The sequence below is a fragment of the Pseudomonas sp. B111 genome, from assembly GCF_026428275.1.
Lineage (GTDB): Bacteria > Pseudomonadota > Gammaproteobacteria > Pseudomonadales > Pseudomonadaceae > Pseudomonas > Pseudomonas aeruginosa.
Genome location: NZ_CP097857.1, coordinates 1,077,239 through 1,103,423 on the forward strand (window position 1 = coordinate 1,077,239; position 26,185 = coordinate 1,103,423).

At 68.1% G+C, this 26,185-nt stretch carries 18 protein-coding genes; 5 read left to right on the forward strand and 13 right to left on the reverse strand.

The genetic code is table 11. The features are described 5' to 3' along the window. Window positions 1-195 precede the first annotated feature (195 nt). Genes antA through antC form a run of 3 tightly spaced genes read left to right on the forward strand, consistent with a single transcriptional unit; the run spans window position 196 to window position 3,119 of the window. Window positions 196-1,590, forward strand: a complete 1,395-nt coding sequence (gene antA, locus M6E97_RS04965; RefSeq protein WP_003139109.1) for an anthranilate 1,2-dioxygenase large subunit — start codon at window positions 196-198, stop codon at window positions 1,588-1,590. Next, the gene (gene antB, locus M6E97_RS04970; protein ID WP_003131295.1) at window positions 1,587-2,078 is read left to right on the forward strand and encodes an anthranilate 1,2-dioxygenase small subunit; all 492 of its coding nucleotides are present in this window, start codon (window positions 1,587-1,589) and stop codon (window positions 2,076-2,078) included. Before antA ends, antB begins: the two co-directional genes overlap by 4 nt. 18 nt (window positions 2,079-2,096) lie before the next feature. Beyond that, window positions 2,097-3,119, forward strand: coding sequence for an anthranilate 1,2-dioxygenase electron transfer component AntC (gene antC / locus M6E97_RS04975; RefSeq protein ID WP_033938699.1), 1,023 nt, complete (start codon window positions 2,097-2,099; stop codon window positions 3,117-3,119). A 5-nt stretch (window positions 3,120-3,124) separates the two neighbouring features. On the opposite strand, the gene M6E97_RS04980 is transcribed toward antC, so the two are convergent. The 8 genes from M6E97_RS04980 to M6E97_RS05015 form a co-directional block, all read right to left on the reverse strand. Beyond that, window positions 3,125-3,886 carry a 1,6-dihydroxycyclohexa-2,4-diene-1-carboxylate dehydrogenase gene (locus M6E97_RS04980; RefSeq protein ID WP_003089880.1) on the reverse strand — a complete coding sequence of 254 codons (762 nt, stop codon included), beginning with the start codon at window positions 3,884-3,886 and terminating at the stop codon, window positions 3,125-3,127. Window positions 3,887-3,911: 25 nt separating this feature from the next. Beyond that, window positions 3,912-4,925, reverse strand: a complete 1,014-nt coding sequence (benC, locus tag M6E97_RS04985) for a benzoate 1,2-dioxygenase electron transfer component BenC (protein ID WP_003109537.1) — start codon at window positions 4,923-4,925, stop codon at window positions 3,912-3,914. A gap of 33 nt (window positions 4,926-4,958) precedes the next feature. Beyond that, a complete protein-coding gene (gene benB / locus M6E97_RS04990; protein ID WP_003120077.1) occupies window positions 4,959-5,447 on the reverse strand; it encodes a benzoate 1,2-dioxygenase small subunit in 489 nt (162 codons plus the stop codon). Next, window positions 5,444-6,811, reverse strand: coding sequence for a benzoate 1,2-dioxygenase large subunit (benA, locus tag M6E97_RS04995; RefSeq protein ID WP_003139108.1), 1,368 nt, complete (start codon window positions 6,809-6,811; stop codon window positions 5,444-5,446). The genes benB and benA overlap by 4 nt, the downstream gene beginning before the upstream one ends. Before the next feature lie 116 nt (window positions 6,812-6,927). After that, window positions 6,928-7,884, reverse strand: a complete 957-nt coding sequence (locus tag M6E97_RS05000; RefSeq protein WP_003109534.1) for an AraC family transcriptional regulator — start codon at window positions 7,882-7,884, stop codon at window positions 6,928-6,930. 206 nt (window positions 7,885-8,090) lie between these two features. After that, window positions 8,091-11,246, reverse strand: a complete 3,156-nt coding sequence (locus M6E97_RS05005; protein WP_019486587.1) for an efflux RND transporter permease subunit — start codon at window positions 11,244-11,246, stop codon at window positions 8,091-8,093. A 22-nt stretch (window positions 11,247-11,268) separates the two neighbouring features. After that, window positions 11,269-12,723 carry an efflux RND transporter periplasmic adaptor subunit gene (locus M6E97_RS05010; RefSeq protein ID WP_003109532.1) on the reverse strand — a complete coding sequence of 485 codons (1,455 nt, stop codon included), beginning with the start codon at window positions 12,721-12,723 and terminating at the stop codon, window positions 11,269-11,271. A 52-nt stretch (window positions 12,724-12,775) separates the two neighbouring features. Then, on the reverse strand, window positions 12,776-14,062 hold the full coding sequence (locus M6E97_RS05015) for a TolC family protein (RefSeq protein WP_003139105.1): 1,287 nt from the start codon (window positions 14,060-14,062) through the stop codon (window positions 12,776-12,778). 511 nt (window positions 14,063-14,573) lie between these two features. Between M6E97_RS05015 and M6E97_RS05020 the strand changes: the two genes are divergently transcribed. Together M6E97_RS05020 and M6E97_RS05025 are read left to right on the forward strand one after the other, a co-directional pair. Continuing rightward, window positions 14,574-15,248, forward strand: a complete 675-nt coding sequence (locus M6E97_RS05020) for a heavy metal response regulator transcription factor (RefSeq protein ID WP_003089900.1) — start codon at window positions 14,574-14,576, stop codon at window positions 15,246-15,248. After that, the gene (locus M6E97_RS05025; protein WP_003089902.1) at window positions 15,245-16,663 is read left to right on the forward strand and encodes a sensor histidine kinase; all 1,419 of its coding nucleotides are present in this window, start codon (window positions 15,245-15,247) and stop codon (window positions 16,661-16,663) included. Before M6E97_RS05020 ends, M6E97_RS05025 begins: the two co-directional genes overlap by 4 nt. Window positions 16,664-16,671: 8 nt before the next feature. Here the strand turns inward: M6E97_RS05025 and M6E97_RS05030 are convergent, their stop codons facing one another. From M6E97_RS05030 to muxA, 5 genes are all read right to left on the reverse strand, one after another. Continuing rightward, on the reverse strand, window positions 16,672-16,926 hold the full coding sequence (locus M6E97_RS05030; RefSeq protein ID WP_003111752.1) for a hypothetical protein: 255 nt from the start codon (window positions 16,924-16,926) through the stop codon (window positions 16,672-16,674). Between the two features lie 112 nt (window positions 16,927-17,038). Next, complete coding sequence (gene opmB / locus M6E97_RS05035) at window positions 17,039-18,538, reverse strand: multidrug efflux RND transporter outer membrane subunit OpmB (protein ID WP_003120075.1); 1,500 nt, start codon at window positions 18,536-18,538, stop codon at window positions 17,039-17,041. After that, window positions 18,535-21,645, reverse strand: a complete 3,111-nt coding sequence (gene muxC / locus M6E97_RS05040) for a multidrug efflux RND transporter permease subunit MuxC (protein WP_034005385.1) — start codon at window positions 21,643-21,645, stop codon at window positions 18,535-18,537. The genes opmB and muxC overlap by 4 nt, the downstream gene beginning before the upstream one ends. After that, window positions 21,642-24,773, reverse strand: coding sequence for a multidrug efflux RND transporter permease subunit MuxB (gene muxB, locus M6E97_RS05045; protein ID WP_003089920.1), 3,132 nt, complete (start codon window positions 24,771-24,773; stop codon window positions 21,642-21,644). Before muxB ends, muxC begins: the two co-directional genes overlap by 4 nt. Beyond that, window positions 24,770-26,050: a multidrug efflux RND transporter periplasmic adaptor subunit MuxA gene (muxA, locus tag M6E97_RS05050; protein WP_003111498.1), complete on the reverse strand. Its 1,281-nt coding sequence runs from the start codon at window positions 26,048-26,050 to the stop codon at window positions 24,770-24,772. The genes muxB and muxA overlap by 4 nt, the downstream gene beginning before the upstream one ends. Window positions 26,051-26,185 lie beyond the last annotated feature (135 nt).

Here is a 26,185-nt window from a genome sequence, read left to right on the forward strand (position 1 = left end):
TTCGCCGACTTTCCGGACAAAGCGTCCGCCGCAAGCGCCGCTCGAACCCGGAACGAGCCCTCCGCGAGGCCCTCGGCCGCTCCTCGGCGGCCGCACATTTTCGGGATGCGCATCGTCGACTAAGCGGATAGCCCGCCCCCGCTCGTGGCCGTTGAATGGGTCACCCATAACGACAACGCACAAGGGTGAGAACGCATGAACGCTACCCGCAGAAGCCTCGAACAGTGGCGCGACTATGTCGGCGGCTGTCTCGACTTCCGTCCCGAGGAAGGCATCTTCCGCATCGCCCGGGACATGTTCACCGAACCGGAGCTGTTCGACCTGGAGATGGAGCTGATCTTCGAAAAGAACTGGATCTACGCCTGCCACGAAAGCGAACTGGCCAGGCCCCACGACTTCGTCACCCTGCGCGCCGGACGCCAGCCGCTGATCGTCACCCGCGACGGCAACGGCCAGTTGCACGCGCTGGTCAACGCCTGCCAGCATCGCGGCGCGACCCTGGTGCGGGTCGGCAAGGGCAACCAGTCGACCTTCACCTGTCCGTTCCATGCCTGGTGCTACAAGAACGACGGCCGGCTGGTGAAGGTCAAGGCGCCGGGCGAATACCCGGAAGGCTTCGACAAGGCCACCCGCGGCCTGAAGAAAGCGCGCATCCAGAGCTACAGGGGCTTCGTCTTCGTCAGCCTGGACGTCGCCGGCGAGGACGACCTGGTGGACTTCCTCGGCGACGCCCGGGTGTTCCTCGACATGCTGGTGGCGCAGTCTCCCAGCGGCGAGCTGGAAGTGCTGCCCGGCACCTCCACCTACACCTACGAAGGCAACTGGAAGCTGCAGAACGAGAATGGCCTGGACGGCTATCACGTCAGTACCGTGCACTACAACTACGTAGCCACCGTGCAGCACCGCCAGCAGGTCGAGGCCGAGCGCGGCGGCGCGGCCGCCACCCTCGACTACAGCAAGCTCGGCGCCGGCGACGCGGCCACCGACGACGGCTGGTTCTCCTTTGCCAACGGCCACAGCGTGCTCTTCAGCGAGATGCCCAACCCCGCCGTACGCCCCGGCTACGCCAGCGTGATGCCGCGGCTGGTGGCGGAATACGGCCAGGCCCGCGCCGAGTGGATGATGCATCGCCTGCGCAATCTCAATCTCTACCCCAGCCTGTTCGTCATCGACCAGATCAGCTCGCAGCTGCGCATCGTCCGCCCGCTGGCCTGGAACCGTACCGAGATCGTCAGCCAGTGCATCGGCGTCAAGGGCGAGTCGGACGCCGACCGGGAGAACCGGATCCGCCAGTTCGAGGACTTTTTCAACGTCTCCGGGATGGGCACGCCCGACGACCTGGTGGAGTTCCGCGAAGCCCAGCGTGGCTTCCAGGCCCGCCTGGAGCGCTGGAGCGACATCTCCCGCGGCCACGGCAAGTGGCTCGAAGGCGCGACGCCGAACAGCCAGGCGCTGGGTATCGCGCCGCTGCTGACCGGCACCGAGATCACCCACGAAGGCCTCTACGTCAACCAGCACGCGCATTGGCGGCGCTTCCTCCTCGACGGCCTGGAGCGCCTGGCCCTGCGCGCGAAGGAGGTGACCCCATGAACGCCGGACTGCAGTACCGCGTCGAACAGTTCCTCTACCGCCACGCCGAACTCTGCGATGCCCAGGACTGGGACGGCTACCTCGCGCAGTTCGACGAACAGTGCGAGTTCCACCTGCCGCAGTGGGAGTCCGAGCACCGCTACACCCGCGATCCGAAGCGCGAGATGTCGCTGATCTACTACCCCAGCCGTGCCGGCCTGGAAGACCGGGTGTTCCGTATCCGCACCGGCAAGGCCGCGTCCACCGTGCCGATGCCGCGCACCCTGCACCAGATCGGCAACGTGCGCATCGCCGAGGAAGGCGAAGGCCTGCTGCGAGTGCGGGTCAACTGGCAGACCCTGTTCCAGCGCCTGGACCAGACCGGCAGCTTCTTCGGCCATGCCACCTACCGCCTGAAACCCCATGGCGAGGCCTGGCTGATCGCGCGCAAGCACATCGTCCTGCTCAACGACCGGATCGACTCGGTCCTCGACTTCTACCACCTCTGAACGGCGGGCCCCGTCACGATGAATCACAAAGTCGCCCTCAGCTTCGCCGACGGCAAGACCCTGTTCCTGCCCGTCGGCCACGACGACCTGCTCCTCGACGCCGCCCTGCGCCACGGCATCAACCTGCCGCTGGACTGCCGCGAAGGGGTCTGCGGCACCTGCATGGGCCGCTGCGAGGCGGGCAGCTACAGCCTGGACTACGCCGACGAGGACACCCTCTCCGCCGCCGACCTGGAGCAGCGCAAGGTGCTCGCCTGCCAGACCCGGGTGCGCTCCGACGCGGCCTTCTACTTCGACTTCGCCTCGACCCTCTGCCACGCCGCCGCGGCCCAGGCGCACAGCGGCGTGGTGCGCGAACTGCGCCTGCTCTCCGAGGACACAGCGCTGCTCCGCCTCGACGCCGGCGCCGCGGGCCGCCAGCTGGACTTCCTGCCCGGCCAGTACGCGCGCCTGCAAGTACCCGGCAGCGACTGCCGGCGCGCCTACTCCTTCGCCAACCGGCCGAATCCGCAGAACCACCTGCAGTTCCTCATCCGCCTGCTCCCGGACGGCGCCATGAGCGACTACCTGCGCCAAGGGTGCCGGGTCGGCGACGAGATCCGCTTCGAGGCGCCGCTGGGCACCTTCTACCTGCGCCAGGTGGAGCGCCCGTTGCTGCTGGTGGCTGGCGGCACCGGCCTGTCGGCGTTCCTCGGCATGCTCGACGAACTGGCCGAGCGCGGCTGCGAGCGGCCGGTGCATCTCTACTACGGGGTACGCCGCGCCGCCGATCTCTGCGAATTGCAGCGGATCGCCGGCTACGCCGAGCGGCTTCCCGGCTTCCGCTTCGTCCCGGTGCTCAGCGAGGCGGACGCCGACTGGGACGGCCGGCGCGGCTACCTGCACGAGCATTTCGACGCCGCCCGCCTGCGCGACGAAGCTTTCGACCTCTACCTGTGCGGGCCGCCGCCGATGGTCGAGGCGGTCCGCCAGTGGCTGCGCGAGCGCTCCCTGGAGCATCTGCGGCTGTACCTGGAGAAGTTCACCGAAAGCGGCGACTGATGCGCTCAGCCGAGGTCGCCGCCAGCTACCGGCAGGGTCACGCCGGTGATGTAGGACGCCTCGTCGGAGGCGAGGAAAAGGATCGCCGCGACCTGCTCGTCGATGCTGCCGTAGCGCTTCATCAGGCTGCTGTCGAGGGTCTGCTCGACGATCTGTCGATACCAGCGCCGCTCCTCCTCGCTCTGCGCCGCGGCGTTGCGCGGAATCCTTCGCGGCGGCGCGTCGGTGCCGCCCGGCGCCACCGCGTTGACGCGGATGCCCTGGTCGGCGGTCTCGAACGCCAGGCAGGCGGTCAGCGCGTTCACCCCGCCCTTGGCGGCGCCATAGGGCACCCGGTTGACCCCGCGGGTGGCAACCGACGAGACGTTGACGATCGCCCCGCTACCCTGCCCCAGCATCGCCGGCAGCGCCGCGCGGCAACACCACAAGGTGGGCAGCAGCGAACGCCGCAGCTCGGCCTCGATCTCGTCCTCGGCGTAGTGCTGGTAGGGCTTCGCCCAGAGGGTGCCGCCGACGTTGTTGACCAGGATGTCCAGCCGGCCGAAACGCTCCAGGGTCCGCTCCAGTGCCCGCTGGCATTCGGCGTAGCGCTCCAGGTCGGCGGTCAGGCACAGGCAGGCGTCGCCGGCCAATTCGTGGACCAGCTCGGAGCGGTCCACCGCCACCACCCGCGCGCCTTCCTCCAGCAGGCGCCGGGCCACGCCCAGGCCGATGCCCTGGGCGGCGCCGCTGACCAGGGCGACCTTGTCGCGGAATCTGTCGTTCATGGGAATCTCCTTGGCTCGCTCGGGTTCAGGCCGCGCTGGCGGCGAACTTTTCGTAGTAGAAATTCGCCGGGCGCACGCCCTGCTCGCGCAGGTAGCGCTCGACCGCCTCGACCATCGGCGGCGGCCCGCACAGGTAGATGTCGACGTCGCCCTCGTGCAGGTGCTGCGCGGCGATGTGCTCGGTCACGTAGCCCTTGCGCGGATAGTCGCTGTCGGCGCTGGCCACGCAGGCGCTCCAGGTGAAGCCGGGAATCCGTTCGGCGAACGCCTCCAGGCGCTCGAGCCCGACCAGGTCGACGTCGTGGGTCACCCCGTAGACCAGGTGCAGCGGGTGCGCGCTGCCCTGCTCGGCGATCCGTTCGAGCATCGCGGTGAACGGCGCCAGGCCGGTGCCGCCGGCCAGCATCAGCAGTGGCCGGTGAATCTCGCGCAGGTAGAAACTGCCCAGCGGGCCGTCCATCGCCAGGCTGTCGCCGGCCCTGGCCGTGCCACTGAGGAAGCCGCTCATCAGCCCACCGGGGACGTTGCGGATCAGGAAGCTGACCTCGCCGTCCTTCGCCAGCGAGCTGAAGGAGTAGGCGCGGCGCTGCTCGCTGCCGGGCACCTGGAGGTTGACGTACTGCCCGGGCAGGAACGCCAGGCTGGCCAGCGCCTCGCCGCGCAGCGACAGGCCGATGGTGCTCGGCGACAGTTGCCGGACTTCGCTGATGCGCGCCTCGTAGCGCGCCTGGCCGGTCCTGCACAGGGTCGAGGACGCCGGCACGCGCAGCACGCAGTCGCTTTCGGCGCGCATCTGGCAGGTCAGCACGTAGCCGCGGGCGGCTTCCTCGGCGCTGAGGGCATCGTCGATGTAGTCCTGGCCCAGCGCATAGCGCCCGGCCTCGGCCAGGCACTTGCAGGTGCCGCAGGCGCCGTCGCGGCAGTCCAGGGGGATGTTGATGCCCTGGCGGTAGGCCGCGTCGGCCACGGTCTCGCCGGGCGCGGCATGGATGAAGCGGGTCACCCCGTCTTCGAAGTTGAGTGCGATCCGATGGTTCATGGCATGTCCCTCGACAGCCCGCCGGCGCGGGCGTCAGACGTGGTAGACGTCGATCAGCTGGCGAACGTAGTCGTTCTTCAGGATCACTTTCTTGGCCTTGATCAGCGGACTCTCGCCGCGTACGTCGAGGTCGTAGAAGGTGGTGCCGAAGTAGCTGTCCACGGTCTTGTAGCGATAGCTCAGGGTGTGCCAGTTGCAGCGCGCGCGGCAGATGCCGTCGTCCTCACCGAGCAGTTCGATGTTGCTCAGGTTGTGCGAGGTGCGGGTGTCCGGCAGGGTCGCGCTGGAGCGCTCGGTGCGGATGCGGAATACCCGGTCCTCCAGACCGCCGCGGTTGCCGTACCAGATCAGCGAGATTTCCCGCTGCGGGTCCTCGGTGAGCTGGTCGCGGTCGTCCCAGGACGGCATCCAGAAACTGGCGTCCGCGGCGTACAACGCCAGCCAGGCGTCCCAATCCTTGTCGTCGAGATAGCGCGCCTCGCGGTAGAGGAAATCGCGCAGGGCGTCGTAGCCCAGGCTCATGACGCCACCTCCCGCAGCGCCACGCGCTGCGTCCGTTCGCGTTCCAGGGCGGCGAGCAGCGCCTCCTGCCAGTAGCGATGCTGCAATACGAACAGCCCTTCGTCCTCGGTGCGCACGCCGCTCAGGCGCGGCCGCAGGTCGATGGCCGCTGCCGCCGCGTCGGCGCCCTCTATCCAGTGTTCGGCGCCGCGCGACAGGTCGTTCCAGCCGACCACGCTGCCCTGGTAGCCCTGCTGGCAGGAACGGAACTCCTCCAGGTCGTCCGGGGTGGCCATGCCGCTGACGTTGAAGAAGTCCTCGTACTGGCGGATGCGCCGGGCGCGCGCCTCGGCGCTCTCGCCTTTCGGCGCGATGCAGTAGATGGTGATTTCCGTGCGGTCCACCGACAGCGGCCGGGCGATGCGGATCTGCGAGCTGAACTGGTCCATCAGGTAGACGTTGGGGTACAGGCAGAGGTTGCGCGAGTTCTCGATCATCCAGTCGGCGCGGGCCTCGCCGAAGTCGCGGGCAAGCTCGGCGCGGCGCTCGAAGGCCGGCCGGTCCTCGGGGTTGGCCCAGCGACTCCAGAGCAGCATGTGGCCATGCTCGAACGAGTAGAAGCCGCCGCCCTGCCGGGCCCAGCCGGCGGCGCTCATGGTCCGCAGCTGGTCCGCGGCGTCGCGCTGCTGGCGCTGGCTCTGGGTCGCCGCGTAGTTCCAGTGCACCGAACTGACGTGGTAGCCGTCGGCGCCGTTCTCGGCGGTAAGCTTCCAGTTGCCTTCGTAGACATAGCTGGAAGAGCCGCGCAGCACTTCGAGGCCTTCCGGCGACTGGTCGACGATCATGTCGATGATCTTCGCCGACTCGCCCAGGTGCTCGGCCAGCGGCCTGACATCGGGGTTGAGGCTGCCGAACAGGAAGCCACGGTAGGACTCGAAGCGCGCGACCCGGGTCAGGTCGTGCGAGCCCTCGCAGTTGAAGCCCTGCGGGTAGCCGGCCTCGGCCGGGTCCTTGACCTTGAGCAGCTTGCCGGAGTTGTTGAAGGTCCAGCCGTGGAACGGACAGGTATAGCTGCTGCGATTGCCGCTCTTGTGCCGGCAGAGCATTGCGCCACGGTGGCTGCAGGCGTTGATGAAGGCGTTGAGCTGGCCGTCGCGGTTGCGCGCGATGACGATCGACTGGCGGCCGATCTGGGTGGTCAGGTAGTCGTTGATTCCGGCAACCTGGCTTTCGTGGGCGAGATAGACCCAATTGCCCTCGAAGATGTGCTTCATCTCCAGTTCGAACAGGCGTGGGTCGGTGAACATCTCCCGCTTGCAGCGGTAGACGCCGCGCTCGGGGTCTTCCTCGAGCAGAGAACGCAAGTAATCGCTACCCAGGGACATGGCCGGGGCCTCCGTTGTTATTGTTCAGGCCCGGTCAGGTTAGGTAGCGCGTACTGCTGGGGATATCCGTTGCCTGCGGATCGCTGGCCGATTCCTGCACGCCGTGGCGGTCGGCGCTAGGCGCGCCGGCGCAGGGTTTCCGAAGGCAGCTCGCCGAACTGCCGGCGATATTGCTCGGCGAAGCGGCCGAGGTGGGCGAAACCGAAGTCCAGGGCCAGTTCGGTGAGGTTGCGTACCCGGCAGCCGGGGTCTTCCAGGCAGGCGCGGATGCGCTCCAGGCGCAGCCGGCGAATGTATTGCCGAGGGCTCTCGCCAAGCTGGCGCTCGAACAGCGCGTACAGCGAGCGAGTGCTCATGTGCGCCTGCTCGGCCAGCGCCGCGACCTCGATCTCGCTCTGCAGATGGCGGCGGATGTAGGCATCGAGGCGGGCGAAGACGACCTGCGCATCGCCGGGGTCCTCGCGGCTGACATTGGTCTTCAGCAGGGTCAGCAGCTTGCTGCCGAGGATCTGCTCGAAGTGGCTGTCGACCCGCGCCAGCCGCTCGCCGGACTCGGCCTCGCGGCAGACCAGGGCGAGCAGGCCGACGAAGCCTTCCAGCTGGTCCAGGCGATAGCGATGTTCGAGGAAGCGCACGCCGCGTGCCGGATGGCTCCAGCGCTGCTCGGCGCAGATCGCTTCGAGCAGCGCGCAGGGCAGCTTGACGATGAATTTCTCGCAGTCCGCCGAATAGGTCAGGTCGACCGGATCGTCCGGGTTGATCAGCAACAGCTCGCCCGGCGCCAGGGCGTGTTCCTGCCCGCCGCCGCGCCACAGGCAGTGGCCGCGCAGGAGGATCTGCAGGTGGAAGATGCTTTCCAGCGCCGGCGAGGTGACCCGTACCGCCGCGCCGTAGCTGATCCGGCACAGGTCGAGGCTGGCGAAGGTGCGGTGGTCGAGGCTGGCTTGCGGCCTGCCGGCGGCCGGCAGGCGTATGCAGTGCGTACCGACGTGCCGGTTGACGTAGCCGGACACCGCATAGGGGTCGGCACGTTCGAACACCCGGCTGCGCTCGCTGAGCAAGGAGGCATTCATGGGCAGGACACTCAGGCTGCTATCGTTGTTGTTATCGTCGCGCGGCGCCAAGCGCCGGGCGCGGAACGTCCGCCCACACTACGCAAGCCCTCCGCCGGCGACAATCCGGGCCGGCAATCGCGTGCGGTAATCGAACGGAATCCGTCCAACGGCCAACGAAAAAGGGCCGCCAGGGTTTCCCCTGCCGGCCCGCTTGCGCGCCCGCTTCAGCCGGCCGCCGGCGTCTCCTCGCGCGGACCGGCGTCGCGCCCGTGGGTCCAGCGATAGAGCACCGGCAGCACCAGCAGGGTCAGCATGGTCGAGGACAGGATGCCGCCGATCACCACCGTCGCCAGCGGCCGCTGCACCTCGGCGCCGGTGCCGGTGGCCAGGGCCATCGGCACGAAACCGAGGGACGCCACCAGGGCGGTCATCAGCACCGGACGCAGGCGGGTGATGGCGCCCTCCCACACCGCCTGGTCGAGGCTGCGTCCTTCCTGCAACAGGTTGCGGATGAAGGAGATCATCACCAGGCCGTTGAGCACCGCCACCCCGGACAGGGCGATGAAACCCACCGCCGCCGAGATCGACAGCGGTATCCCGCGCAGCCACAGGGCCAGCACCCCGCCGGTGAGGGCGAAGGGGATACCGGTGAACACCAGCAGGCCGTCCTTGACGTTGTTGAACATGGCGAAGAGCAAGGTGAACACCAGCAGCAGCGCCACCGGCACCACTACCTGCAAGCGCTTGGCGGCGGACTGCAACTGTTCGAACTGGCCGCCCCAGGTGGTCCAATAGCCGGCCGGGATCTTCACCCCGTCCTGCAGCTTCTGTTGCGCTTCCAGCACGAACGAGCCGATGTCGCGGCCGCGCACGTTGGCGCTGACCACGATGCGCCGCTTGCCGTTCTCCCGGCTGATCTGGTTCGGTCCCGGCGAGAGGTCGAGGCGCGCCACGTCCGACAGCGGGATGAAGTCGATCCGCGCCAGGTTGTTCGGCGGCAGCGGGATCAGCAGGTTGGACAGTGCCGGCAGGTCGGCGCGCAGGGTTTCCGGCAGGCGGATGACGATGTCGAAGCGGCGGTCGCCCTCGAACAGGGTACCGGCATTGCGTCCGCCGAGGGCGGTGGCCACGGTGTCCTGGATGTCGCCGACATTGAGGCCGAAGCGTGCCGCCTTGTCGCGGTCGATGTCCACCGTCAGCACCGGCAGGCCGGTGGTCTGCTCGACCTTCACCTCGGAGGCGCCGTCGATGCCTTGCAGCACCTTGGAGATCTTCTCCGCGGTGTCGTTGAGCACCTGCATGTCGTCGCCGAAGACCTTCACCGCGACGTCGCTGCGCACCCCGGAGATCAGTTCGTTGAAGCGCAACTGGATCGGCTGGGAGAACTCGTAGACGCTGCCCGGCACCTCAAGGGCCGCGGCCTGCAACTCTTCCAGCAGCGCCTCCCGCGACTTCTTCGGGTCCGGCCACTGGCTCTGCGGCTTGAGCATCACGTAGCTGTCGGAGGCGTTCGGCGGCATCAGGTCGGAGGCGATCTCGGCGGTCCCGGTGCGGGCGAAGACCCGCTCGATCTCCGGGAACTTGCCCATCAGCTTCTTCTCCAGGGTCTGCTGCATCTCGACCGACTGGGTCAGGCTGGTGCCCGGCACCCGCAGGCCCTGCATGGCGAAGTCGCCCTCGCTGAGGCTGGGAATGAACTCGCTGCCCATCCGCGAGGCCACCAGCGCGGTGAGCAGGATCACGCCGAGGGCGCCACCGACCACCAGCGCGCGGTGCCCGAGCACCCAGCGCAGCGCCGGTTCGTAGGCCAGACGCGCGCGGCGCATGACGAAGTTCTCCTCCTCCTTGACCTTGCCGGTGATGAACAGCGCGATCGCCGCCGGGACGAAGGTCACCGAGAGGATCATCGCGCCAAGCAGCGCGGTGACCACGGTGAACGCCATCGGGTGGAACATCTTCCCCTCGACCCCGGTGAGGGCGAAGATCGGCAGGTACACCACCATGATGATGATCTGGCCGAAGATCAGCGCCCGGCGCGCCTCCCTGGACGCGGCGAAGACCTCGTGGAAACGTTCCGCGCGGGTCAGCTGGCGGCCGTGGTGGGCCTGGGCGTGGGCCAGGCGGCGGATGGCGTTCTCGACGATCACCACGGCGCCGTCGACGATGATGCCGAAGTCCAGCGCGCCGAGGCTCATCAGGTTGGCGCTGACCCTGTTGCCGACCATCCCGGTGAAGGTGAACAGCATCGACAGCGGGATGATGGTGGCGGTGATCAGCGCCGCGCGGATGTTGCCGAGGAACAGGAAGAGCACCGCGATCACCAGCGCCGCGCCTTCCACCAGGTTCTTCTTCACCGTGGCCACGGCCTTGTCCACCAGGGTGGTGCGGTCGTAGACGGTGATCGCCTTGACCCCCTTGGGCAGGGTCCGGTTGATCTCCTCCAGGCGCTGGCCGACCGCCTGGGCCACTTCCCGGCTGTTCTCGCCGATCAGCATGAACACCGTGCCGAGCACCACTTCGCGGCCGTTCTCGGTGGCCGCGCCGGTGCGCAGCTCCTTGCCCAGACCGACCTCGGCGACGTCGCGGATACGGATCGGCACGCCGTCGACGTTGGAAACGATGATCCCGCGGATATCGTCCATGTCCTTGACCTGGCCCGGCGCGCGGATCAGCAACTGCTCGCCGCGCCGCTCGATGTAGCCGGCGCCGACGTTCTCGTTGTTGCGCAGCACGGCGTTCTGCAGGTCGCCGAGGGTCAGCTTGTAGGCCGCGAGCTTCTTCGGATCCGGGGCGATGAGGAATTGCTTGGCGTAGCCGCCGATGGTGTTGATCTCGGCCACGCCCTTCACGTTGCGCAACTGCGGACGGATGATCCAGTCCTGGATGGTGCGCAGGTCGGTGGGCGTGTAGGCGCTGCCGTCCTCCTTGGTCGCGCCCTCCTCGGCCTCCACCGTCCACAGGTAGATCTCGCCGAGACCGGTGGAGATCGGCCCGAGGGTCGGCGAGATGTCTTCCGGCAGTTGCTCGCGCGCCGTGCTCAGGCGTTCGTTGACCTGCTGGCGGGCGAAGTAGATATCGGTGCCCTCCTCGAAGATCACCGTCACCTGGGAAATCCCCGGCCGCGACAGCGAACGGGTTTCCTGCAAACCCGGCAGGCCGGCCATGACGGTCTCCACCGGGTAGGTGATCCGCTGCTCCACTTCCAGCGGCGAGTAGCCGGGGGCGGCGGTATTGATCTGCACCTGGACGTTGGTGATGTCCGGGACCGCGTCGATGGACAGCTTCTGGTAGCTGCCGATGCCGACCCCGGCCATCCCCAGCACCGCCAGCAGGACCAGCCAGCGTTGCTCGATGGCGAATTGGATGATGCGTTCGAACATGCGAAGACTCCTGGAGCGGGACTCAGTGACCGTGTTCCGCCGAGCCCTTGCCCAGTTCGGATTTGAGGATGAAGCTGCCGCTGGCGGCGACCTGGCTGCCGGCGCGCAGGCCCTCGAGGACCTCGACGCGCTGGCCGTCGCTGATGCCCAGCTTGACCGGCTGGACCACGAAGCCGTCGGCCACGCGGACGAACACCACGTCCTCGCCGTCGACGTTCTGCACCGCGCCGTCGGCGACCGTCAGGACTTCCTTGCGGGTCGCCTCGGCCACCTGCACGGAAACGAACAGGCCCGGGCGCCAGGTGCTCTCGGGGTTGCTCAGGGTGACCCGGGCGGTGGCCGCGCGGGTCTGCTCGCCGAGCAGGTCGCCGATGTAGGACACGGTGCCCTCCACCTCGCTATCCAGCGCCTGGGCGAGCACCTTGACCTTGCTGCCGACGCGGACCTGGCCGAGCAGTTGCGCGGGCACGTTGAAGGTGGCCCAGACCGAGGACAGGTCGGACAGGGTGAAGACGTTGGCGGTGCCGTCCACCGGCTCGCCCTGGGTCAGGTGCTTTTCCACCAGCACCCCGGCGAACGGCGCGCGCAGCTCGTAGCGGTTGCCGCCCTGCAGGCTGGGATTGCCGCCGAGCGCGGCGATCTTCGCCCGCGCGTTGTTCAGCGCGATCTCGGCTTCCTGCAAACCCTGGCGGGCGAGCAGGAATTCCTGCTCGGCGGAGATGCCCTCCTTCCACAGCTGCTGCTCGCGCTTGTAGGTGCTCTGCGCCAGGCTCAGGCGGCGCTGGGCGGCGGCGAATTCGCTGCGCTGGTCGGACAACTGCGGGCTGCTGATCACCGCCAGCAGCTCGCCCTGCTTCACCGCCTGGCCAAGGTTGGCCGGCACGCTGTCGACGATCCCCGGCAGGCGCGGGACGATATGCGCGGTGCGGTCCTCGTTGAAGCGGATCTCGCCGGGCAGCGAGACCACCTGGGCCAGGCTGATCGTCCGCGCCGTATCGAGGGTGATGCCGGCGGCCTCGATCTGCTCGGCATCCAGCTCCAGCTTGCCCTCCTCGCGGGTGAAGGCGAAGTCGTAGCCCTGCTTGCCGGCCATCAGCTTGAGGCGCGCGGTGAAGGCATGCGGCTCGGCGATCCCGGCATTGGCCACCAGGCCATCGCCGCTGGCCTTGAACAGCAGGTCCTCGACCTCGCCGGTGGCGCGCTCGACGTCCGCGCCGAGGACCACCTCCTGCGGCGCCAGCGCCTTGCCGCCGCGCTCGACCCAAGCCTTGAGCGGGCTGCCGTCCTCCGGCACCAGCAGTTCCAGGGTCAGGTCGCCCTGGCGCAACAACATGCCGCCACGCGGTCCGCTGCCCTCGCCCTCGGCGGCCGCTTCGCCGGCGCCGGCCGGCGCCTTGCCGCCCAGCTCCAGGTAGGCGCCGCCGCCCAGGCCGAGCAGTGCCAGTGCGGTCACCGCGATAATCGTCTTCTTGCCCATTCTGTTCTCCCGAACCGTTCGGGGGGCGCGCCGGCGGCCCGCCCCGGAAATCTCACTGGCCGAGGTGGCCGATGTCTTCGCCGAGCAGGCGCTCCATGCTCACCCGCGCCTGCGCCGCGGCGTCCAGCGCGCGCACGTACTGGGCACGGACGCCGACCAGGGTGCGCTGGGCATCGAGCACGTCGAGGAAGTTGAACTTGCCCATCTCGAAGCCGCGGGTCATCGAGTCCAGCGCGCTCTGTGCGCCGGGCAGCAGGTCGCGACGGACCAGCGCCAGCTCCTGTTCCGAGGTGCGCAACTGGTCGTAGGCCTGTACCGCTTCGCTGCGCAGGCGCAGCAGGGTCGCGCGCTGCAGGTCGCGGGCCTGGTCGGCGCGGCTCTGGGCGGCGTAGATGTTGCCCTGGTTGCGGTCGAACAGCGGCAGCGGCATCGACAGGCCGATCAGGTTGACCCGTTCGCCACGTCCGTCGCGGGCGGTCTGGTCGTACTTGCTGCCGATGCTGACCGTCAGGTTGGGGATGCGCTGGCGCTTCTCCAGGTCGACCTGGGCCTCGCCGCGCGCTACCTCCTGGGCCGCCAGGCGCAAGGTCGGCGACTCGTCGAGATGGCGCAGCAAGGCGCCGCGGGTGATGCTCGCCGGCACCGCGTCGAGCGCGCCGCCGACCTTGGCGAAGCCTGGCTGCGGCTCGTCCCAGGTGCTCGACAGCTGCACATAGGTGCGCTGCTGCTCCAGCTCCGCCTGGCTCAGGTCGAGCTGGGCGTTGTCCGCCAGGACCTGGGCGCGGACCCGTTCCACCGAAGAGATGCTGCCGGCCTTGACCCGCCGGTCGGCGGCCTGCAGCGCACGCCTGGCCAGGTCCAGGGAGGTCTTCGCCAGGCGCACCCGCTCCTGCGCGGTCAGCGCCGCGTAGTAGGCGCCACGGACCTGGGCGCGCAGTTCGGCGCGACGGACTTCCAGTTGGGTCCAGGCGATCTCGCTGCCGCGTTTCGCCACCTCCACCCGCGCGCCGCGCTTGCCGCCCAGCTCCAGCGGCTGGGCGATGCTGACGCTGGTCTGGCGATTGCCCTGGCGGGTGTCCTCGACGCTCCAGGACAGATCCGGGTTGGGGATCAGCCCGGCCTGCTGCCGCGCGCCGCTGGCGATCTCGGTCTCGCGCCCCACCGCCGCCAGCTCGGGGTTGCTCCGCAGGGCCCGCTCCAACGCCTGCTCGAGGCTGATCGAAGTGCCGTTGAAACTCACCGGCGCCTCGTTCGCCAGGGCCGGCAGGCCCAGGCAGAGTCCCATCAGTAGCCAGCAGGCGCGTTTCCCCGCGCTGGCCAGTGGCCGAAGTATCGGCATGTTCCGCTCCTCGTCTGCTGATCGTCGTCGGCGACGGCGATCCATTACCGGCCCGGAACCACGCAACCGTTCATCGGCGATATCTCGCCGGCGATATTCGAAGTTGCACTTCCGGGATGCGGCAGATGTTAGGTAGCGGGGCTTATCGGCAAGGTGACGGAAGAATTACAAGTCGGTAATGAATATTCTCCACGGACAATTAGCGGTTACACTTCGGCAACCTTCGAAGAGACTGGCAATAGTTGGATGAAACATAGGGACAAAGCAACATGCGCTTACAAAAGGCATTGCCCCTCACGCCCAGCGGTGCTTGCGCCGCGGACATTTCCAAAGTTTTCAGGCGGACTCCCGGGAGAACTACCCGGTCATTCGATAATTATCATCGAAGCAGCGCAACGATATGAAATTACATTTCCAGGACTCTATCCAGGCAACGCCCGCAATGTAACTTTATAGCAATGCACTTAAACATTTACTTGCAAATGAATCCATACTTTATATAGGGGCGAACATGCGCATCCTTATTATCGAAGATGAAGTCAAGACTGCCGACTACCTGCACCAGGGCCTGACCGAAAGCGGCTACATCGTCGACCGCGCCAACGATGGTATCGACGGCCTGCACATGGCCTTGCAACACCCTTACGAACTGGTGATCCTCGACGTCAACCTGCCCGGCATCGACGGCTGGGACCTGCTCCGCCGCCTGCGCGAACGCAGCAGCGCGCGGGTGATGATGCTCACCGGGCATGGCAGGCTGACCGACAAGGTGCGCGGCCTCGATCTCGGCGCCGACGACTTCATGGTCAAGCCGTTCCAGTTCCCCGAACTGCTGGCGCGGGTCCGCTCGCTGCTGCGCCGCCACGACCAGGCACCGATGCAGGACGTCCTGCGGGTCGCCGACCTGGAGCTGGACGCCAGCCGCCACCGGGCCTTCCGCGGCCGGGTGCGGATCAACCTGACGACCAAGGAGTTCGCCCTGCTGCACCTGCTGATGCGGCGCAACGGCGACGTCATCACCCGGACGCAGATCATCTCGCTGATCTGGGACATGAACTTCGACAACGACTCCAACGTGGTGGAAGTCGCCATCTGCCGCCTGCGGGCGAAGATCGACGACGGCTTCGACCTCAAGCTGATCCATACCATTCGCGGCGTCGGCTACGTCCTGGAAGCGCGCCGATGACGCCACCAGGCCGACTGTCGCTGCGCCTGGCCCTGCTGGTCGGCGCCCTCGGCGCGCTGCTGGCCCTGGCGCTCGGCGCGATGGCGCACTGGAACCTCGGCCGCGAGCTGGAAGCCCGCGAGCGGGAAAACCTGCAATTGAAGCTGGAGCAGATCCGCCACAGCCTGGAAGACGATCTCGACCTGCGCAGCGACCCGGCCGTACAGGCGCATGCCCTGCAGGACCAACTGGTGGCCCACAGCGGCCTGCACCTGAGCATTCTCGACAGCCGCAGCGGCCAGCCGCTGATGAGCTTCGGCGACCAGGCCGCGGCCAGCGTCGCGGCCAACCGCGCGCTTCTCGCCCGCTTGCAGGCGGACGCCCGCCAGCCGGTGTTCCAGAGCTGGAGCACCGGCAACGACCAGCGCCTGCTGAGCATCGGCGCTTCCATGCGCATGAAGAACGGCACCCCGGTACAGGTGTTGCTGAGCAGCGAGCGCAACGCCGACGAGCGCCTGCTCGACGGTTTCCTCCGCGCCACCCTGCTGGCCCTGCCCTTCCTCCTGCCATTGATCGCCCTGGCCGCCTGGTGGGTGGTGCGTGCCGGCCTCGAACCGTTGAACCGCTTCCGCCGGGTGGCCGCCCAGGTCAGCCCGCAGGATCTCTCCTACCGCATCCCCGAGCAGAACCTGCCGCGCGAGCTGGACAGCCTGGCCCGCAGCTTCAACCACATGCTCGGCCGCCTCGAGGATGGCGTACGCCAGCTCTCGCAGTTCTCCGACGACCTGGCCCACGAACTGCGCGCGCCGATCTGCAACCTGCTGGTGCGCAACCAGGTGCTGCTCAGCCAGCATCGCGACAGCGCGGCATACCGCGAAGCCCTGGAGTCCAATGCCGAGGAACTGGAGCGGCTGTCGCGGATCGTCACCGACATGCTGTTCCTGGTGCAGGTGGACAACCCGGCGATCCAGGCCCAGTTCGGCTGCGTCGCCCTGCACGAGCAGGCGGCCAAGGTCATCGACCTGTACGAGATGGTCGCCGAGGACAAGGGCGTCGAACTGCGCCTGTCCGGCAGCGGCTTCGCCCACGGCGACAACCTGATGATCCAGCGCGCCATTTCCAACCTGGTGTCCAACGCCGTGCGCCACACCCCGCAAGGCGGGCGCATCGACGTGCGGATCGGGGAGCGCGCGGGGCACACCGAGGTGAGGGTCAGCAACGACGGCCCGGGCATCCCACCGGAGTACCTGCCGCACCTGTTCGAGCGCTTCTACCGCCGCGCCGGACGCCAGACTGGAGCCCAGGCCGGCACCGGCCTGGGACTGGCCATCGTGCAATCGATCATGGCCTACCACGGCGGCCGCGCCGAAGCGGAAAGCGTACCGCAGCAGAAGACCCACCTGCGCCTGCTGTTCCCTTCGACGGGCGCTGCCTGACGCCGGTTTCAGCAACCGGCGCGGCGCCGCCACAGCCGGTACTCGCCGCAGAAACCGGCGAGGAACAGCGCCAGGCCGAGCGCCAGCAGGGTCCAGGGCGTCCGCAGCGGGGCGCGCTGGAGCGGCGGATCGCCGTGCAGCAGGACGAAGCATTGCAGCAGCGCCCAGAACATCGCGGCGACGCCGCCAAGCATGGCCAGGCGGCACAACCAGCCGAGCCAGTAGCCTCGGCGCGAGGGCTTTTCCGGAAACTTCCCCGACACGTATTCACCTCCACATCCGCCGCCGCACTCTAGCCGAGACGCGGACGGCGGTGTGTCATGCAAGCGCAATAGCGGGGAAAGGCATTCGTCAGGAACAGGCAGCGAGAAGAACTCAGGGCGAAGGCGGCAGGCCCTCCTCGACCCGGCCGAGCCGCTCGTCGGTCCGCTCGATGTCGGCGCTGTCCCAGCCGCCGCCCATTGCCGCGATCAACTGGACGCTGGCGGTCAGGCGGCTGCCGAGCAGGGTCAGCACGGTGCGTTCGTTGCTCAGCGCGGTGGCCTGGTTGGTGACCACGTCGGTGTAGTCGACGGTGCCGGCCTTGTACTGGTTCTCGGCCAGGCGCAGTGCCTCGCGGGCCGACTCCAGGGCTTCGCGCTGCACCCCGCTCTCCTCGTCGAGGACGCTCAATTGCACCAGGTAGTCCTCCACCTCGCGGAAACCGTCGAGCACGGTCTGCCGGTAGGTCGCCACGGTCTGGTCGTAGGTCGCCTCGGCCTGGTCCACCTGGGAGCCGATCAGGCCGCCGTCGAACAGGGTCATGGCAAACTGCGGGCCGATCGACCAGAAGCGGTTCGGCGTGCTGATCCAGTTGCTCAGGCTGCCGCTGCGGTAGCCGCCGGCGGCGCTCAGGGTGAGGTCGGGGAAATAGGCGGCCTTGGCCACGCCGATCTGGGCATTGGCGGAAATCACCTTGCGTTCCGCCGAGGCGATGTCCGGCCGTCGTTCGAGCAATTGCGACGGCACCACTGCCGGCAGGTCCGGCAGCTTCGGCACGCTCGCCACCGGCGGCAGGTTGAATTGCGCCGGCGGCAGGCCGACCAGCACGGCGATGGCGTGCTCCAGCTGGGCACGCTGGTACTTCAGGTCGATGGCCTGGGCCTGGGTGCTTTTCAGCTGGGTGCGGGCCTGGGCCACGTCGGCCCTGGTGACGATGCCGGCGCGGTATTTGTTCTCGGCCACCTTCAGCGAACGCTCGTAGGCCGTCACCGTGTCGTTGAGCAGGCGGATCTGTTCGTCCATCACCCGCAGTTGCAGGTAGTTCTGCGCCAGTTGCGACTGCTGGCTGAGGCGCACCGCGGCGAGGTCGGCGGCGCTGGCATGCAGGCTCGCCTGGTTGGCCTCCAGTTGCCGGCGCAGCTTGCCCCAGAGGTCGACCTCCCAGCTGACGCCGAGGCTGGTCGAGTAACTGTTGCTGATCGCACCGGAGCCACCGCCGCTGCTCACAGTGGAGCCGTCGGGAAGGCGCACGGTGCTGTCGCCGCCGCCCTGGCCGCTGCGGGTCTTGCCCACGTTGCCGGTGATCGACGGGAAGAACGCGGCTCGCGCGCCGCGCACCAGCGCCTCGGCCTGGCGGAACTGCGCCACCGACTGGGCCAGGGTCTGGTTGGAACGTTCCAGGTGCATCTGCAGGTCGTTCAGGGTCTGGTCGCCGTACAGCTCCCACCAGGCGCCGCGCTGGAACACGTCGCGCGGCTCGGCGCGGCGCCAGCCTTCGGCTTCCTTGAATTCGGCGGGCACCGCCAGGTCCGGTCGCTGGTAGTCGGGGCCGATGGCGCAGCCGCCGAGGGCGGCGACCAGGGCCAGGGCGAGCAACGAGGGGGTGTGTTTCATAGGGGTGTCTCCAGCGCACCGTCCGTGCGTACGCCGCGTTTCTGGTTGACCCAGTGGCGCAGGCGGTCGAGATAGAGGTAGACCACCGGGGTGGTGTACAGGGTCAGCAACTGGCTGCCGATCAGCCCGCCGACGATGGTGATGCCCAGCGGCCGGCGCAGCGCGGCGTCGCCGCCGATGCCGAAGATCAGCGGCAAGGCGCCGAGCAAGGCGGCCAGGGTGGTCATCATGATCGGCCGGAAGCGCATCATGCAGGCCTCGAGGATCGCCTCGCGCGGGCTCAGGCCGTGGTTGCGCTCGGCCTCCAGGGCGAAGTCGATCATCATGATCGCGTTCTTCTTGACGATGCCGATCAGCAGGATGATGCCGATCAGCGCGATCAGGCTCAGCTCGCTGCGGCAGAGGATCAGCGCGAGCAGCGCGCCGACCCCGGCCGAAGGCAGGGTCGAGAGGATGGTCAGCGGGTGCACGTAGCTCTCGTAGAGGATGCCGAGGACGATGTACACCGCCAGCAGCGCCAGGAGGATCAGCCAGGGCATCTGGTTCTGCGTGTCCTGCACCGCGCCGGCGTTGCCCTCGAAGCTGGTCTGCACGTCCACCGGGATGTGCAGCGGCTCCAGGGCCTGCATGATGGCCTCGCGGGTCGGGCCGATCTGCGCGCCCGGCGCCAGGTTGAAGGACAGCGTGGTGGCGGCGAACTGGCCCTGGTGGTTGACCTCCAGCGGTGCCCGGCTCGGTTCGTAGTGGCTGAACGCGGACAGCGGCACGCGCTGGCCGTCGTTACCGATCACCTGGACCTGGCGGAGGATCTCCGGGCTCTGCTGGTACTGCTGGTCGACCTCCATCACCACCCGGTACTGGTTCAGCGGGTTGAAGATGGTCGACACCTGGCGCTGGCCGAAGGAATCGTTGAGCACCGCGTCGACCATTTCCACGTTGATCCCCAGGGTCGCCGCACGGTCGCGGTCGATCACCAGGCGGGTCTGCACGCCCTTGTCCTGGGAGTCGCTGTTGACGTCCACCAGCTGCGGCAGCTTGCGCATCGCCGCCTCGACCTTCGGCGCCCATTCGCGGAGCAGGGTCAGGTCGTCGCTGCGCAGGGTGAATTCGTACTGCGCGTTGCTGTCGCGGCCGCCCAGGCGCACGTCCTGGCCGGCATTGAGATAGAGCGCCGCGCCGGGCACCTTGGCGATCCGATCGCGCAGCCGGGTGAGGACCTTCTCCACCGGGTCGCGTTCGCCGATCGGCTTGAGGGTGACGAAGAACGAACCGGTGTTGCTCGACTGCCAGCGGCCGCCGCCGATGAAGCCGACCACGTTTTCCACCGCCGGATCGGAAGAGAGGATCTTGCGGTACTCGCCCATCTTCGCGCTCAGGGACTGGAACGAGATGCTCTGGTCGGCCACCGCGTAGCCGCGCAGGCGCCCGGAGTCCTGCTGCGGGAGGAAGCCCTTGGGCACCACCACGAACAACCAGAGGTTCATGGCGATGCAGGCCAGCATGATCACCACCATCAGCCGCGAGTGCTCCAGCGCCCAGCCCAGGCTGGCGCGGTAGCGCAGCATGAAGGCGGCGAAGAAGCGATCGCTGCGCCGCGCCAGGGAGGCGCCCTCGGGCCGTTTCAGCGGACGCAGCAGACGCGCGCAGAGCATCGGCGTGAGGGTCAGGGATACCACCAGGGACACCAGGATCGCCGCCGAGAGAGTCACCGCGAACTCGCGGAACAACCGCCCGGTGAGGCCGCCCATGAGCAGCAGCGGGATGAACACCGCGACCAGCGAGAGCGTCATCGACAACACGGTGAAACCGACCTGGCGGGCGCCGGTGATCGCCGCCTGGATCGGCGGATCGCCCTCCTCGATGCGTCGGGCGATGTTCTCCACCACCACGATGGCGTCGTCCACCACGAAGCCGGTGGCGATGATCAGCGCCATCAGCGACAGGTTGTTCAGGCTGAAGTCGCACAGGTACATGACCGCGAAGGTGCCGATCAGCGAGACCGGCACCGCCAGGCTGGGGATCAGCGTGGCGCGGCCGTTGCGCAGGAACAGGAAGACCACCAGGATCACCAGCGCCACCGAGATCAGCAGGGTCAGCTCGGCCTCTTCCAGCGACGCACGGATCGACGGGCTGCGATCATCCATCACGTTCAGCTTGACCTGCGGCCCGAGCAGTTCCTGCAACACCGGCAGTTGCGCGTGGATGGCGTCGGTGGCCTCGATGATGTTGGCGCCGGGCTGGCGGGTGACGATCAGCAGCACCGCCGGCAGGTCGTCGGAAAAGCCGGCGTTGCGCACGTCCTCCACCGAGTCGCTGACCTTGGCCACGTCGCCGAGGCGCACCGCGGCGCCGTTGTCGGCGTTGTAGTGGATGACCAGCGGCTCGTACTCGCGGGCCTTGCGCAACTGGTCGTTGGCGTCCACCTGCCAGTGCTTGTCGTCCTTCTCGACGGCGCCCTTGGGGCCGTTGCTGTTGGCCGCGGCGATGGCCGTGCGCACGCTGTCCAGGGACAGCCCGTACTGGCTCATGGCATCCGGGTTGAGGTCGACCCGCACCGCCGGCAGCGAGCTGCCGCCGATGCTCACCTGCCCTACCCCCTGCACCTGCGACAGCTTCGGCGCCAGCACGGTCGAGGCGAGGTCGTACATCTCGCCGCGACTCTGGGTCTCCGAGGTCAGGGTGAGGACCATGATCGGCATGTCCGAGGGGTTGGCCTTGCGGTAGCTGGGATTGTTCGGCATGCCGCTGGGCAGCAGGCTCATCGCGCCGTTGATCGCCGCCTGCACCTCGCGGGCGGCGCCGTCGATGTCCTTCTCCAGGTCAAACACGAGCACCACGGTGGTCGAGCCCAGCGAACTGCTGGAGGTCATCTCGCTGATCCCGGCGATCCGTCCCAGCGAGCGCTCCAGCGGCGTGGCCACCGACGAGGCCATGGTTTCCGGGCTGGCGCCCGGCAGGCTGGCGCTGACCACGATGGCCGGAAAATCGACGTTGGGCAGCGGCGCCACCGGCAGCAGGCCGAACGACAGGGTGCCGGCCAGCAGCAACGCCAGGGTCAGCAGCGTGGTGGCGACCGGGCGGCGGATGAAGGGCGTGGACAGGCTCATCGCCCGGCATCCCCGTCGAACCCGGCCTCGGTGTTCAGGTCCAGCCCGCGCTGCTTGCGCCAGGCCGCCCAGCGACGGGCCAGGCGGTCGAAGTAGAGATAGATCACCGGGGTGGTGAACAGGGTCAGGACCTGGCTCAGCAGCAGGCCACCGACCATGGTGATGCCCAGCGGCTGGCGCAGCTCGGCGCCGGCGCCGCCGGCGAGCATCAGCGGCAGCGCGCCGAGCAGCGCGGCCATGGTGGTCATCAGGATCGGCCGGAAGCGCAGCAGGCAGGCCTGGTAGATCGCCTCATGGGGCGGCTTGCCTTCGTTGCGCTCGGCGTCGAGGGCGAAGTCGATCATCATGATCGCGTTCTTCTTGACGATGCCGATCAGCAGGATGATGCCGATGATCGCCACGATGCCGATCTCCTGCCCCGCCAGCATCAGCGCCAGCAGCGCGCCGACCCCGGCCGAGGGCAGGGTCGAGAGGATGGTCACCGGATGGATGAAGCTCTCGTAGAGGATGCCCAGGACGATGTACATGGTCACCACCGAGGCGAGGATCAGCAGCAGCGTGTTCGACAGCGAGGCCTCGAAGGCCAGCGCCGCGCCGCGGAAGCTGCCCTGCATGCTCAGCGGCAGCTCCAGGCTGGCCTCGACGCCACGGATCGCCTCGACCGCCTCGCCCAGGGAGTAACCCTTGGCCAGGTTGAACGACAGGGTCGCCGAGGGGAACTGGGCGATATGGTTGATCGCCAGCAGGGTATGCCGCTCCTCCACCTTCGCCAGGCTCGACAGGCGCACCTGGGTGCCGTCGCTGGACGGCACGTAGAGCTGCTCCAGGGCCTGCGGGCCGAGCTGGAACTGCGGCGCCACCTCCAGCACCACGCGGTACTGGGTGGCCTGGGTGAAGATGGTCGAGATCAGCCGCTGGCCGAAGGCGTTGTAGAGCACGCTGTCGATGTCGGAGAGCTTCACGCCGAGGCGCGAGGCGGTGTCGCGGTCGATGTTCAGGTAGGCCTGCAAGCCCTTGTCCTGCCAGTCGCTGGCGACGTCGGCGAGCTGCGGCAACTCCTGCAGCCGCGCCACCAGCTTCGGCACCCACTCGGCGAGCACGTCCGGGTCGGCGTCCTGCAAGGTGAACTGGTACTGGGTGCGGGCGACCCGGTCCTCGATGGTCAGGTCCTGCACCGGCTGCATGTACAGCTTGATCCCGGGCAGGTGGTCGAGTTCGGGCTGCAGGCGCTGGATCACTTCGCTGGCGGTGACGTCGCGCTCGCTGTGCGGCTTGAGGTTGATCAGCAGGCGGCCGGTGTTGAGGGTCGGGTTGCTGCCGTCGACGCCGATGTAGGAGGACAGGCTGGCCACCGCCGGGTCCTTCAGCACCACCTCGGCGAGGGCGCGCTGGCGCTCGGACATGGCCTGGAAGGAGATCGACTGCGGCGCTTCGGCGACGCCCTGGATCACCCCGGTGTCCTGCACCGGGAAGAAGCCCTTGGGCATGGCCAGGTAGAGCAGCGCGGTCAGCGCCAGGGTGGCGATGGCCACCAGCAGGGTCAGCGGCTGGTGCCGCAGGACCACCCGCAGGGCCTTGGCGTATTGTGCGATCAGGCCATCGATGACCCGCCCCGCGGCGCGCGCGAAGCGGCCCTGCTGGTCCTCGTCGATGTGGCGCAGCAGCTTGGCGCTGAGCATCGGCGTAAGGGTCAGGGAGACGAAGCCGGAAATCAGGATCGCCACCGCCAGGGTGATGGCGAACTCGCGGAACAGCCGCCCGGCGACGTCGCCCATGAACAGCAGCGGGATCAGCACGGCGATCAGCGAGAAGGTCAGCGAGATGATGGTGAAGCCGATCTGCTTCGAGCCCTTGAGCGCCGCTTCCAGCGGCGAGTCGCCCTGCTCCAGGTAGCGGGCGATGTTCTCCACCATGACGATCGCGTCGTCGACCACGAAGCCGGTGGCGATGGTCAGCGCCATCAGGGTCAGGTTGTTGATCGAGAAGCCGGACAGGTACATCACGCCGAAGGTGCCGATCAGCGACAGCGGCACGGCGAAGCTGGGAATCAGGGTGGCGTAGACGTTGCGCAGGAACAGGAAGGTGACCATCACCACCAGCGCCACCGCCAGCGCCAGCTCGAACTGCACGTCCTTGACCGAGGCGCGGATGGTGGTGGTGCGGTCGGTCAGCACCTGCACGTCGAGATTCCCCGGCAGGGTCGATTGCAGCTGCGGCAGCAGCGCCTTGATCCGGTCGACCACCTCGATCACGTTGGCCCCCGGCTGGCGCTGGATGTTCAGCACCACCGCCGGCAGGTTGTTGGCCCAGGCGGCCAGGCGCACGTTCTCGGCGTCGTCCTCGACGCTGGCGACGTCGCGGATGCGCAGCGGCGAGCCGTTCTTGTAGGCGATGATCAGGTCGCGGTAGGCGTCGGCCGAGCGCAACTGGTCGTTGGCGTCCAGGGTCGAGGCACGGGTCGGGCCGTCGAAGCTGCCCTTGGGGCCGTTGAGGTTGTTGCTGGTCACCGTGCTGCGCAGGTCCTCCAGGCTCAGCCCGGCCGCCGCCAGCGCCGTCGGGTTGGCGCGCACCCGCACCGCCGGACGCTGGCCGCCGCTGATGCTGACCAGGCCGACCCCGGAGATCTGCGAGATCTTCTGTGCCAGGCGGGTATCCACCAGGTCCTGGATCTGCGGCAGCGGCATGCCATCGGACATCACCGCCAGGGTCAGGATCGGTGCGTCCGCCGGGTTCACCTTGCTGAACACCGGCTGGTTCGGCAGGTCGTTGGGCAGCAGGCTCTGCGCGGCGTTGATCGCCGCCTGGACTTCCTGCTCGGCGACATCGAGGTTGCTCTGCAGGCTGAATTGCAGGGTGATCACCGAGGCGCCGCCGGAACTGCTGGAAGACATCTCGTTGAGCCCCGGAATCTGCCCGAGCTGGTTCTCCAGCGGCGCGGTGATCGACGAGGTCATGATCTCCGGGCTGGCACCGGGGTACAGGGTGACCACCTGGATGGTCGGGTAGTCCACTTCCGGCAACGCCGAGATCGGCAGGAAGCGGTAGGCGATCAGGCCCGAGAGCAGGATCGCCACCATCAGCAGGGTGGTCGCGACCGGCCGCAGGATGAACGGGCGGGACGGGTTCATTCAGCGCTCCCGCTACCCACCGAGTCGCCCTGGAGGCCGCTGGGGCGGCCAGTCTGCGGTTTCTGCGGCTCGCCCTCGAGGACCTGCGGGGAGGCCTCGGCGACACGCACTTCCATACCGTCGCGCAGGCGGTCGGTGCCTTCCACCACCACCTGCTCGCCGGCCTTCAGGCCGCTTTCCACCACCACCCGCTCGTTCTCGCTGGTGCCGATGGCGACGCTGCGCTGGCTGACCTTGTTGTCGGCGCCGACCACGTACACATAGATACCGTTGGTGCCGCGCTGCACGGCGTTGGCCGGAATGGTCAGCACGCCCTTGAGGGTCTGCGCCAGCAGGCGCACGTTGACGAACTGGTTGGGGAACAGCTTGCCGTCGGCGTTCTCGAAGCGTGCCTTGAGCTTGACCGTGCCGGTGGTGGTGTCGATCTGGTTGTCCAGGGTGGTCAGGGTGCCTTCGGCGAGAACCTTGTCCTGGTTGCGGTCCAGCGCGGTGACCGCCAGCTTGCCGGGGCCGTTCATCTGCTCGACGACGGTGCCGATCTGCTGCTGCGGCAGGCTGAACACCACCGAGATCGGCTTGACCTGGGTGATCACCACCAGCGGCGTGGTATCGCCGCTGGTGACCAGGTTGCCGATGTCCACCTGGCGCAGGCCGAGGCGCCCGGAAATCGGTGCGCGGACCTCGGTGAAGGTCAGGTTGAGGCGGGCGTCGTCGACCTGGCCCTGGTTGGTACGGATGGTGCCCTGCAACTGGCGGACCTGGGCTTCCTGGGTATCCAGGGTCTGCTTGGCGATCGAGTCCTCGGCGTACAGCCCCTTGTAGCGCTGCAGGTCGATCTCGGCGTTCTTCAGTTGCGCCTGGTTCTGCATCAGCGTGCCCTCGGCCTGGGCCAGCGCCGCCTTGTAGGTACGCGGGTCGACCACCGCCAGCAGGTCGCCGGCCTTGACCTCCTGCCCCTCCTGGAACAGCACCTTGACCAGCTCGCCGTTGACCCGCGGCTTGACGTTCACCGTGTTGAAGGCGGTGACGGTGCCAAGCGCGTTGAAATGCAGCGCCAGGTCGCCCTGCTCCACCCTGGCCACGCCGACGGTGAGCGCGTTGGCCTTGGGCAGCGCGGCGCCCGGCTTGCCGCCGCGACCGGGTCGCCCGTCGGAGGACGGTGCCGAGGCGGGCGCCGCCAGCCACATCACCAGGCCGATCACGGCGGCGAAGGCCAGGGCGGTGATCAGCCACGGGCGCAGGGTACGGAACTTGGATTTACCGGTCGTTGGAGTCATGGTTCTTCTTCAGGCTTAGAACGGAGGCGCTTTTTCCAGGCTGCACGATAAGCATTGCGGGGGCCCAGGCAAAGCCTCTTTACCCGCTATTTACCCTTGCTTTACCGATAGTTAGGCATTCCGCCCGCATGCTTC

Coding starts and splice junctions, on each gene's coding strand:
- M6E97_RS05000 (WP_003109534.1), bottom strand. CDS start 7,884: ATGAATGCCTCCTTGCTCAGCGAGCGCAGCCGGGTGTTCGAACGTGCC.
- M6E97_RS05010 (WP_003109532.1), bottom strand. CDS start 12,723: ATGGGCAAGAAGACGATTATCGCGGTGACCGCACTGGCACTGCTCGGC.
- benC (WP_003109537.1), bottom strand. CDS start 4,925: ATGAACCATCGGATCGCACTCAACTTCGAAGACGGGGTGACCCGCTTC.
- muxB (WP_003089920.1), bottom strand. CDS start 24,773: ATGAACCCGTCCCGCCCGTTCATCCTGCGGCCGGTCGCGACCACCCTG.
- benB (WP_003120077.1), bottom strand. CDS start 5,447: ATGAGCCTGGGCTACGACGCCCTGCGCGATTTCCTCTACCGCGAGGCG.
- M6E97_RS05015 (WP_003139105.1), bottom strand. CDS start 14,062: ATGCCGATACTTCGGCCACTGGCCAGCGCGGGGAAACGCGCCTGCTGG.
- M6E97_RS05020 (WP_003089900.1), top strand. CDS start 14,574: ATGCGCATCCTTATTATCGAAGATGAAGTCAAGACTGCCGACTACCTG.
- M6E97_RS05005 (WP_019486587.1), bottom strand. CDS start 11,246: ATGTTCGAACGCATCATCCAATTCGCCATCGAGCAACGCTGGCTGGTC.
- M6E97_RS04980 (WP_003089880.1), bottom strand. CDS start 3,886: ATGAACGACAGATTCCGCGACAAGGTCGCCCTGGTCAGCGGCGCCGCC.
- muxC (WP_034005385.1), bottom strand. CDS start 21,645: ATGAGCCTGTCCACGCCCTTCATCCGCCGCCCGGTCGCCACCACGCTG.
- antA (WP_003139109.1), top strand. CDS start 196: ATGAACGCTACCCGCAGAAGCCTCGAACAGTGGCGCGACTATGTCGGC.
- M6E97_RS05025 (WP_003089902.1), top strand. CDS start 15,245: ATGACGCCACCAGGCCGACTGTCGCTGCGCCTGGCCCTGCTGGTCGGC.
- antB (WP_003131295.1), top strand. CDS start 1,587: ATGAACGCCGGACTGCAGTACCGCGTCGAACAGTTCCTCTACCGCCAC.
- muxA (WP_003111498.1), bottom strand. CDS start 26,050: ATGACTCCAACGACCGGTAAATCCAAGTTCCGTACCCTGCGCCCGTGG.
- antC (WP_033938699.1), top strand. CDS start 2,097: ATGAATCACAAAGTCGCCCTCAGCTTCGCCGACGGCAAGACCCTGTTC.
- benA (WP_003139108.1), bottom strand. CDS start 6,811: ATGTCCCTGGGTAGCGATTACTTGCGTTCTCTGCTCGAGGAAGACCCC.
- opmB (WP_003120075.1), bottom strand. CDS start 18,538: ATGAAACACACCCCCTCGTTGCTCGCCCTGGCCCTGGTCGCCGCCCTC.